The following is a 3877-nucleotide window of genomic DNA, read 5'->3' as shown; positions in this document are numbered from 1 at the left end:
GGGCCCCTTCATTAGCGCCTTTAAGCTTTTGTAAATTTTATCCTCTTGATATGACAGCAGCCCCGCGACGATCACTTCTAAACTACGCTCGCTAATGCCGTAGCGATCGATAAATGCCTCGATAAATTTTATATGCGCGCTCTGGTGTTCGGCATCCACCGTCTCAAAGTAGCGCCGCGCGAGAGCAAAGTATTTTTCGCTCTTCAGCGCGAGACCGAAAACTGCGTAGCTGCCGCTCATCAGGCACTTTTCGCCGTCCGTGTCGGTGTAGAACTCAAACTTGTGCTTTAGCGCCTCGTTCGCGTAAAGCTCAAGCTCCCCGTCCAGCCCGTGCGCGAGCGCGACGGAGAAAAAGCGGTGCGTGGGCGTAGGCGCAAGGCCTTTGATCGGCAGATAAGTTTTCTGCGCTTTGGAGCTAAGCTTTACGGCGTAGCTCGCAGGAAAGCCCGCTTGCAGCAGCTTTATGATGAAATTTAACGCCTTTTTATACGCGTCCGCCGTTTCGTTTTTGATTTTTACTCGAACTTGCGCGAAAACGTCGTTCGCTAGACACTCTACGTCCGCATCTTTAAATTTTACTAGTTCGCCCTCAAGCTCGCCCGTGCCGTGATTCAGATAGCTTTGCGCCTGAGACGAGCCGAAAATCTTCGCCGCGCACTCCAAATCCTTACGCGCAAGATCCACGTCCCAACTATAGCGCTTAAATTTGATCCGCCAAAACGCCGCACGCACAAAAAGCGCAAGTTCGCCCGCGTCCACGCTTTGCGGCGTAAAGTCCTTTTTAAGCTCGTAATCTTTACTCCAGCCGTCACCTAAAATATCGTAAAATTTCGGCAGGAATTTCTCCTCTTTCCAGCGCCGCAGATTATTCTCTAGCGCGATGATAAAATCCCCCAAAAGCCGCCTGTTTTTGACGTCCTGCACCGCATCAATTACCCGTTCAAGCAGCGCCATTAGCGCCGTTTCGTCGCAATCCATAAGCGAAAGGCCGAAAATGCGGTCCATAAACACGAAAATCTCGCGGCCGTCTTTGATCTTTTTATCGCGGCGGATGATGAGCTCGTCTATATAATCATCTATTTTGCGCTTTAGCTCGGCTTTTCGCGCAGCGTTTTCAAAGTAAAATTTATGCTCGCAGCTGCGCTGCGCCAAGCTGCTGCCCGCGCCTTCAAATTTGACCGCCAGATCCAGCTTATACGCAAAAAACGGCAGATTTGTTTCAGCCAAAAACTCTTCCTCCGCGCTCTTTGCGATGAGCGGGACGATGGCCTCAAACTCCTCGCGCTCAAGCTCGTCTATCTCGGGCGCATCGGCTCTGAAGCTGTCCGCGCCAAAGTCGTGAAGGTAGAGCCTGATGCGTGATCCGCGGCACTCCACGCCCAAAAAATCAAAATACCCCTCCTGCACGCGACACCCCGAATACGGCGCCTCGCCCTTGTACTGCGAGTCTAGCTTGCTAGCGATCAGGCGCTTTAGCGAGTCCGAAATTTTGTCCGCTAGCGAAATTTGAGCTTCCTTCATTGATGAGCCTTTAAATTTGAGTTAAATTTAGCGGCAAGGCGCCGCGACTAAATTTAGATCCGATCTTAGCTTCGATTCGGCAAGCACGCCTAGCTCAAAGCCAAAAATTTTCTAACCGTTATACAAAGTATCGTAACGATAAGTGCGATCATCCAGCGCTTTTGAGCTTTTTTGCCGATCTTGTGCGAGGTTTTGACCCCCGCGTAAACGCCCGCTAGCGAGCCGATGCCTAGTAACGCGCCGATCTTGTAGTACACGAGCCCGTGCGCGGAAAGGCTCAGAAAGCCCGCACTTGAGGAAAATATCACGAAAAATAGCCCCGTACTGACGGCCTTTTTGATGTCGTAGTTTAAAAAGCTGATCAAAATAGGCATCACGAATACCGCGCCGCCGATACCCACGCTGATCGCCACGGCGCCGACGAACAGCCCCACGATAAAGAGCAAAATTTTAGATTCGTTAGCCTCGCCGGTGGGCTCGGTCGGGGTTTTGAATAGTTTGATTAAATTTATGATCTGCACTAAAATGAGCGTGCCAAGTAGAAATTTTGAGGAGAAATAGCTTACGATAAAGCCGCTGCTAAGCGCGCCGCAAAAGCCCCCGAGCCCCAGCACCAGCGCCGGCGCGACGTCGAGCATTTTACTTTTAAAATTTACGAACGAGCCGAAGATCGAGCTAAAGATCATCTGCATGATGCTGATGCCGATGGCGTACTTGACGTCGTAGCCGAAGAGCATCATCACGGGCACCACGACCGTGCCGCCGCCGATGCCGAAAAATCCGCTGATAAAGCCTACCGCAACGCCGATTAAAATGTATTCAAAAAACATCCGTATTCCTTATTTCAGCCCATTTGGTCTCTCTAAATTCCGCTTTTTGCGGCTCGTAATTAAAATTTACCGCTTGCAAGCGTTTAAATTTAGGCGCGAAATTTAGTAAATTTAAAGCTTATAGTCGTTTTGCTCCGCGCATCCATTCGCGGTAGCGCTCGCGCGAAATTTTTATATTTTCATATCGCAAGGTGTCCGCGCGAAAGCATTTTAGGCTCAGTTCATTACCCTCAAAGCCCGCGAAATCAGCTTGCTCGTAGATGTCGTAGCCGCCCTGCATGCAGTCTAAAACATCGACACATCTCTGCTCTTCGCTCATCGGCTCGGCAAAGCTCACCAAATGCACGCCGTTTGGAGCCGCCCAGTAGCAGCCGTCCACGGCCAGCGCGTCCCAACCCCGCAGATAGTGCACGCCGTCCCAAATGAAGCTCTCCTTGCCGTCTAGCCAGGCGTCCGGCACGAAGCGCATGATCTGCGCTGAGGCTAGATCAAGCACGCTGTAGCCGTATAGATCCTGGCGAAAAACGAGGTAAAATTTGCCGTCTGCGTGGCGGATCAGGCTAAAAAATTCCGCCCGATCGTCTATACAGCGCCAGCTTTTTATCTGCGTTTTGCGAGCATCAAACAGCGTGTATTCGCCGCCGCTAAAGCTTGTCGCGCCGAGCCTATATGCGTCCTTTGCGATCTCATATCCGCCGCTTAAATTTATCGTTTGACGCCGGGTAAAATTTTGCCCCTCGAAAAGAGCTTCCGCCTGCTTGATGCGCGCTTGGTACTGCGCGGAATTTACGGCGTTTGCCATTATGCGCTCCTTAAAATTTTATGCGGGCGGGTTAAATTTTACACTGCCGCCAACGGCTCGCGCTTCTTAAATTTCATCCGAACCGAATAAATTTAGCCTCGCAGGCGGCAAAATTTGACCGTTAGATGGCAAAACCCAAACATTTGGCGGCAAATGATAACCACCAAGCGTAGTCTATGAGCGTTATGTATCAACGCCGAAATTTTGCCCTCGACTTGCGAATTTCATAAAATTTACCCGCAGTTTCGGCGCCCTACCGATGTTTTGCGATACAGCGCCGCTTTAAATGCTCGCTCGAGAGAGTTTGAAATTTTACTGGCGTTTGAAATTCCATAGTATTTAAATTTCACGATATTCAAAATTCCACGGCATTTTGAAATTTCACGACGTTTTAAATTCCAGCGAAATTCGAAATTTCGCGAGTATTTGAAATTTCGCAACCTTTAAATTCCGCTAGCGCCTTAAATTTTATCCGACGCGAGCAGGCAAACCGCCCGGACGGGCAAACCGCTCAAATTTGCTCGCCTGCGCTGTGCCGCTAGATATTACTCAAATTTACCCTCCTCCGCAGTGCAGCTAGCGTATAAATTTAAAATTTTACTCGCCCGAGATGTTGCGAACATTACTCGGTGCGAATATTACTCGGATTTATCCCTCTCCTTGGCGCCTGAAATTTTATCCAGCACCTTTTTGCCGACCTCGCTTTGATTTAGCGCTTCGAGCA

4 protein-coding genes are annotated in these 3877 nt (G+C 50.0%); all 4 read right to left on the bottom strand.

Annotation, left to right across the window (positions count from 1 at the left end; translation table 11 throughout):
* The coding region (locus Q0438_RS02140; RefSeq protein WP_299186823.1) for a DUF6138 family protein at positions 1 to 1521 on the bottom strand (1521 nt) is incomplete at its 3' end.
* Positions 1522 to 1610: 89 nt separating this feature from the next.
* Positions 1611 to 2351, bottom strand: a complete 741-nt coding sequence (locus Q0438_RS02135; protein ID WP_299186819.1) for a sulfite exporter TauE/SafE family protein — start codon at positions 2349 to 2351, stop codon at positions 1611 to 1613.
* A gap of 118 nt (positions 2352 to 2469) precedes the next feature.
* Complete coding sequence (locus tag Q0438_RS02130) at positions 2470 to 3153, bottom strand: hypothetical protein (RefSeq protein ID WP_299186816.1); 684 nt, start codon at positions 3151 to 3153, stop codon at positions 2470 to 2472.
* Between the two features lie 233 nt (positions 3154 to 3386).
* Complete coding sequence (locus tag Q0438_RS02125; RefSeq protein ID WP_299186814.1) at positions 3387 to 3593, bottom strand: hypothetical protein; 207 nt, start codon at positions 3591 to 3593, stop codon at positions 3387 to 3389.
* Between the last annotated feature and the right edge of the window lie 284 nt (positions 3594 to 3877).

The organism is uncultured Campylobacter sp. (genome assembly GCF_938030785.1).
GTDB lineage: Bacteria > Campylobacterota > Campylobacteria > Campylobacterales > Campylobacteraceae > Campylobacter_B.
This window is presented reverse-complemented; position numbering and strand designations above follow the sequence as displayed.